Origin of the sequence: Streptomyces sp. NPDC059456 (assembly GCF_042750055.1) — a bacterium.
Lineage (GTDB): Bacteria > Actinomycetota > Actinomycetes > Streptomycetales > Streptomycetaceae > Streptomyces.
In genome coordinates, this window is record NZ_JBHYVA010000538.1 from 1 (window position 1) to 5,994 (window position 5,994).

General features: G+C 73.4%; 4 protein-coding genes. All 4 read right to left on the reverse strand.

Annotated features, from left to right (window positions below; genetic code table 11):
• Positions 1-849 (reverse strand): SLBB domain-containing protein (locus ACFXA3_RS32695; protein WP_385192784.1); only part of this gene is annotated, 849 nt, incomplete at its 3' end.
• 98 nt (positions 850-947) lie between these two features.
• Positions 948-1,793 (reverse strand): DegV family protein, encoded by an 846-nt coding sequence (locus ACFXA3_RS32700; RefSeq protein WP_385192786.1) that lies wholly within the window; start codon positions 1,791-1,793, stop codon positions 948-950.
• Positions 1,794-1,865: 72 nt separating this feature from the next.
• Positions 1,866-2,621 carry a hypothetical protein gene (locus ACFXA3_RS32705; protein WP_385192789.1) on the reverse strand — a complete coding sequence of 252 codons (756 nt, stop codon included), beginning with the start codon at positions 2,619-2,621 and terminating at the stop codon, positions 1,866-1,868.
• Positions 2,622-2,745: 124 nt separating this feature from the next.
• On the reverse strand, positions 2,746-5,628 hold the full coding sequence (gene leuS / locus ACFXA3_RS32710) for a leucine--tRNA ligase (RefSeq protein ID WP_385192791.1): 2,883 nt from the start codon (positions 5,626-5,628) through the stop codon (positions 2,746-2,748).
• Positions 5,629-5,994 lie beyond the last annotated feature (366 nt).

Sequence of the window (5,994 nt, forward strand, 5' to 3'; positions counted from 1 at the left end):
ACGCCCGCAGCGGCGCGGAGCGCGACCGCGCGGCAGCGGCCCCGGCGCGGGCGGCGCCGCCGGGACGCCCACCACCACCTGTTCGCCGTCCACCAGCACCCGGGCACGGTTGAGCCCGGTGGTGTCCGTGCCGGGCCGTACTCCCCCGGCGGCGGCCAGCGCGTCCTCGACCCGCGACCCGGCGGGCAGCCGTCGCACACCGGGGTCACGGACCTTGCCGCTGACGTCGACCACGATCCTCGGGCCGGATCCACCGGAGGTGGTGACCGCCGGGCCGGGGCTCGGCGCCGCCGCCGGTGCCGCGGCCGGGGTGACCACCGGGGGTGCGGTCACCGGCTGTGGCCGGGCCGTCCAGTACTGCTGGGCGGCGAAGGCGACCGCGGCGGTGAGCACCACCGCGACGGCGGCCACCGTCCGCGGCTCCACCGCGCACCGGGCCTGCAGCCAGAGGGGCAGCCGCTCCCGCACGGCGAGCCGGAGCGCGGTTCCCCGGGCCGACGGGATCTCCCCGGGCGGCGGATCGGCCACCGACGCGATCCCGGCCCCGGGGCCCGGCACCGCCCCCGGCGGTGGGGACTGAGGCGGTGGGGACTGAAGCGGTGGGGGCTGAGGCGGGGATTGCGGCGGCGGCTCCGGTGGCGGGGTCCGCGGCGGACCGCTGCCGGCGCCGAGCAGGGCTTCGGCCCGTCGGCGCACCGCGGCGGGCTCGGGGTGGTGCGTGCGGGCCCGGCCCCGGCGGTGGCGCAGCCGCCCGTCGGAGAGACGGGTGCGGCCCTCGGAGAGGCGGGTGCGGCCGGGACCGCCGACGGCTGCGGCGGCGGCGTGCGACGTGCGTGTACGAAGAGTCATGGCACGACGGTAGGGACGAATTCCGACCGCAGTTCGGATTTATCAATTCCGGTGGACATCCCGGCCGTTGTGGACAACCCCGCCACTCGTTCCGGTGATCAGCGGGGTGAGACGACCGCCGCCAGCAGGCCCGGGCCCGTGTGCGCGCCGATCACCGCGCCGACCTCGCTGACGTGGAGTTCGACCAGGCCGGGGATGCGTTCGCGCAGCCGTTCCGCCAGCTTCTCGGCCCGCTCGGGGGCCGCGAGGTGGTGCACGGCCACGTCGACGCTGCCCGCCCCGGCGCGCTCGACGGCCAGTTCCTCCAGGCGGGCGATGGCCTTGGAGGCCGTGCGCACCTTCTCCAGCATCTCGATCCGCCCGCCCTCCAGCGTGAGCAGCGGCTTGACGGCGAGGGCCGAGCCGAGGAGGGCCTGGGCGGCTCCGATGCGGCCGCCGCGGCGCAGGTAGTCGAGGGTGTCGACGTAGAAGTACGCGGACATGTCCGCGGCGCGCTTCTCGGCGGCGGCCACGGCCTCGTCGACGGAACCCCCCGCTTCGGCCGTCTCCGCGGCCGCGAGGGCGCAGAAGCCGAGGGCCATCGCGACCATGCCGGTGTCGACGACGCGGACGGGGACCGGGGCGGTCTTGGCGGCGACCACGGCGGCGTCGTAGGTGCCGGAGAACTCGGCGGACAGGTGCAGGCTGACGATGCCGGTCGCGCCGGCCTCCGCGGCCGCCCTGTAGGCCCGTACGAACTCCTCCGGGCTGGGGCGGGAGGTCGTGACCGGGCGGCGCTTCTGCAGGGCCAGGGCGAGGCTGCGGGCCGAGATCTCGGTGCCCTCCTCGAGGGCCTCGTCCCCGAGGACCACGGTCAGCGGGACGGAGGTGATTCCGTGCCGCGTCATGGCCGGTGGGGGCAGGTAGGCCGTGGAATCGGTGACGATCGCGACATGGCGGGACATGAGCCGGAGGTTACCGCCAGCGGGGGCGGTACTGCAGCCCAGCCCCTGGTCGGAGCCCGGACGGGCTCGCGGTCACGTCGTCGCTTCCGGCCTCGGGGTCTTCTGCCAGGGGTGGCGCACCGGCGGCGGTGTGGGGTTCAGGGCCGCCGGCTGCGGCGGGGTGTGGTCCGGCCGGGCCGACGGGGGTTCCGTGGCGCGCCCGGCGGCCGCGGACGGGGACGGGGGCTGCTGGGCGTCCCAGGCCGCTGCCGCGGCCGTGAGGTCGTCCACCGTCTCCCGGGACCAGTCCCGCAGGGCTCCCGACTCGACGTCGATCTGCGCCGACAGCGCCGACAGGTCGTCTTCCGCGAAGCGCCGGGCCCGGTCGCGGGCGGCCCACCGCAGCGAGTCGGACGCCTGCGTGATCCGGGCGGTCCGTTCCTTCAGGTCGGGCAGCATCCCGGCGGTCCGCGCCCGGTCCGGCTCCTGCTCCAGCCGCTTCAGCTCGTCGTCCAGCTCGTGCCCGTGCGCGCTCAGCCGCTCGAACAGCCCGATCGACTCCTTCAGCGAGGCGTCCGTCTGCACCCCCTGGTACAGCGCCTGCTGCGTGGCCCGCATCGACGTCCGCAGGTCCAGCCGCAGCTGCGCCAGCGCCCCGGGCACGCCCACCTGCCCGATGCTCCTCGCCTTGAGCGCGGTGTCCTCCACGGTGCGGCGGGCCTGCGTGATCGTGCGGTCCACGCCGCGCTTCGCCGCCCCGACCGCCTTCACGGCGGCCCAGGCGCCCAGCCCCAGGAAGGCGAACAGCACCAACAGGGCAAAGATGATGATCAACGCGCCCGCCTCCATGAGAGGCTCCCTTCCCCTGCCGTTTCCGTCCCCTCCACGGTAAACGCCACGGGCAGGCAAGGGGTTCCCATCGAACCCCCAACCTGCCCGTACGGGTATCCCCCTAGACCGGGGGAACGGCGTCTCAGACGACGATGTTGACCAGCTTCGGCGCGCGCACGATCACCTTGCGGATCTCGGCCCCGCCCAGCGCCGCCACGACCGCCTCGTCGGCCAGCGCCAGCTGTTCCAGGTCACCCTCGGAGATCGCCGGCGGCACCTCCAGACGGGCCTTGACCTTGCCCTTGATCTGGACGACGCAGGTCACGCTCTCGTCGACGACGTACGCCGGGTCCGCGACCGGGAAGTCCTGGTGGACCACCGAGTCGGCGTGGCCCAGGCGGTGCCACAGCTCCTCCGCGATGTGCGGGGCCAGCGGGGCGACCAGCAGGACCAGCCGCTCCGCGACCGAGCGCTCCAGCGGGCGGCCGGCCTTGGTCAGCGCGTTGTTCAGCTCGGTGATCTTCGCGATGGCGGTGTTGAACCGCAGGCCCGCCATGTCCGCGCCGGCCCCGTCGATGGCCTTGTGCAGCGCGCGCAGGGTGTCCTCGCCCGGCTCGCCGTCGACGACGGTGACCGCTCCGGTCTCCTCGTCCACGATGTTGCGCCACAGGCGCTGCAGCAGCCGGTACTGGCCCACCACGGCGCGGGTGTCCCACGGGCGCGAGACGTCCAGCGGGCCCATCGCCATCTCGTACAGGCGCAGGGTGTCCGCGCCGTACTCCTCGCAGATCTCGTCCGGCGTGACGGCGTTCTTCAGGGACTTGCCCATCTTGCCGTGCTCGCGCTTGACCTGCTTGCCCTCGAAGAAGTACGCCCCGTCGCGCTCTTCGACCTCGGCGGCCGGCACGTACACACCGCGCTCGTCGGTGTAGGCGTAGGCCTGGATCATGCCCTGGTTGAACAGCTTGTGGAACGGCTCGGCCGAGGAGACGTGGCCCAGGTCGAACAGGACCTTCGACCAGAAGCGCGCGTACAGCAGGTGCAGCACGGCGTGCTCGGCGCCGCCGACGTACAGGTCGACACCGCCGTGCGGCGCGCTCTCGCGCGGCCCCATCCAGTACTGCTCGATCTCCGGGTCCACCAGCGCCGACGCGTTGTTCGGGTCCAGGTAGCGCAGCTCGTACCAGCAGGAACCGGCCCAGTTGGGCATGGTGTTGGTCTCGCGGCGGTAGGAACGCACCCCGCGCCCGTCGCCCAGGTCCAGCTCGACGTTGACCCACTCTTCGTTGCGCGAGAGCGGGGTCTCCGGCTTGGAGGCCGCGTCGTCCGGCTCGAACGTGCGCGGCGAGTAGTCCTCGACCTCGGGCAGTTCCAGCGGCAGCATCGACTCGGGCAGCGGGTGCGCGACGCCGTCCTCGTCGTAGACGATCGGGAAGGGCTCGCCCCAGTAGCGCTGGCGGCTGAACAGCCAGTCGCGCAGCCGGAAGTTGACGGTCCCCTCGCCGATGCCCTGCTCGGCCAGCCACGCCGTGATGGCGGCCTTGGCCTCGACGACGCCCAGGCCGTCCAGGGAGACGCCCTCGCCCGTCGAGTTCACGATGGTGCCGTCGTACGAGGAGAACGCGTCCTCCCACTCCGCCGGGTCGGCGTCGCGGTCGTCCGAGGGCTCCACGACGCAGCGCATCGGCAGCTCGAAGGCGCGCGCGAACTCGAAGTCGCGGCCGTCGTGTGCCGGGACGGCCATGATCGCGCCGGTGCCGTAGCCCATCAGCACGTAGTCCGCGATGAAGACGGGGATCAGGTCGCCGCTGACCGGGTTGACCGCGTACGCGCCGGTGAAGACACCGGTCTTGTCCTTGGCCTCGGCCTGGCGCTCGACGTCCGACTTGGCCGCGGCCTGCCTGCGGTACGCGTCCACGGCCTCGCCGGGGGTCGCGGCGCCGCCGGTCCACACCTGGTGCGTGCCCTCGGGCCACTCGGCCGGGACGATCTTCTCGACCAGACCGTGCTCGGGCGCCAGCACCATGTAGGTGGCGCCGAACAGGGTGTCGGGGCGGGTGGTGAACACGGTGATGGCGTCGTCGCCGACGGCGAAGTCGACGCGCGCGCCCTCGCTGCGGCCGATCCAGTTGCGCTGCTGCAGCTTGATGGCCTCGGGCCAGTCCAGCGCGTCCAGGTCGTCCAGCAGCCGGTCCGCGTAGGCGGTGATCCGCATGTTCCACTGGCTCAGCTTGGCCTTGAAGACCGGGAAGTTGCCGCGCTCGGAGCGGCCGTCCGCGGTGACCTCCTCGTTGGCCAGCACGGTGCCCAGCCCGGGGCACCAGTTCACGGGCGCGTCGGAGGCGTACGCCAGCCGGTGCTCGTTCAGGACGTCGGCCCGCTCGCCCGCGGTCAGCGCGGCCCAGGAGCGGCCGCCGGGGACCTCACGGGAGCCGTCCTCGAAGGCGGCGACCAGCTCGGCGATGGGGCGGGCCTTCGCCGCGTCCGCGTCGTACCAGGAGTTGTAGATCTGCAGGAAGATCCACTGGGTCCACTTGTAGTAGTCCGGGTCGATCGTCGCGAACGAGCGGCGCTTGTCGTGGCCCAGGCCCAGGCGGCGCAGCTGGGCCTTCATGTTCTCGATGTTCGCCTCGGTGGACACGCGCGGGTGCGTGCCGGTCTGCACGGCGTACTGCTCGGCCGGCAGGCCGAAGGCGTCGAAGCCCAGGGTGTGCAGGACGTTGTGGCCGCTCATCCGCTGGTGGCGGGCGAAGACGTCGGTGGCGATGTACCCCAGCGGGTGGCCGACGTGCAGGCCCGCACCGGACGGGTACGGGAACATGTCCATGATGAACTTCTTGGGCCGCGCGACGACCGCCGCCCGAGAGGACCCGGTACCGGCCAGGTCACCGGTCGGGTTCGGGGCCTCGTAGGTGCCCTCCGCGTCCCATACGTCCTGCCAGCGTGCCTCGATGTCGGCGGCCATGGCAGCCGTGTAGCGGTGCGCCTCGGCCGCCTCGGGGGCCGGGGTGTTCGTCTCGCTCATGATTTCTGAAGCTCCATCGATCGTCTCTGCCGTCTCTGCCTGCCCAAACGAAAAAACCCCTCGCACAGGAGGGGGCGCCGCGCCGATGCCGACCGTGTCGAAGGTCGGTACTGATCAGCGCGGCTCGGTAAGCAGAAGGCGTACGGCACGCATGGCGCCAGGGTACCGCAGCGGCCTCGGCCGCCGCTCGACCGTTCCGCACAACCAGAAGCGGGGGGGGGGGCGCGCGCGGGGCCCCCCCCGGGGGGGCGGGCCCGGCCCCGCGCGCGCGGGCGGCGATGGCCCTCGACTCGGCGAGCCGGACCGGCTCCACCGCCCGCTCGGTGAGGGCGAACGAGGTGATCAGGTGCGGGGCGTACGCGGCGC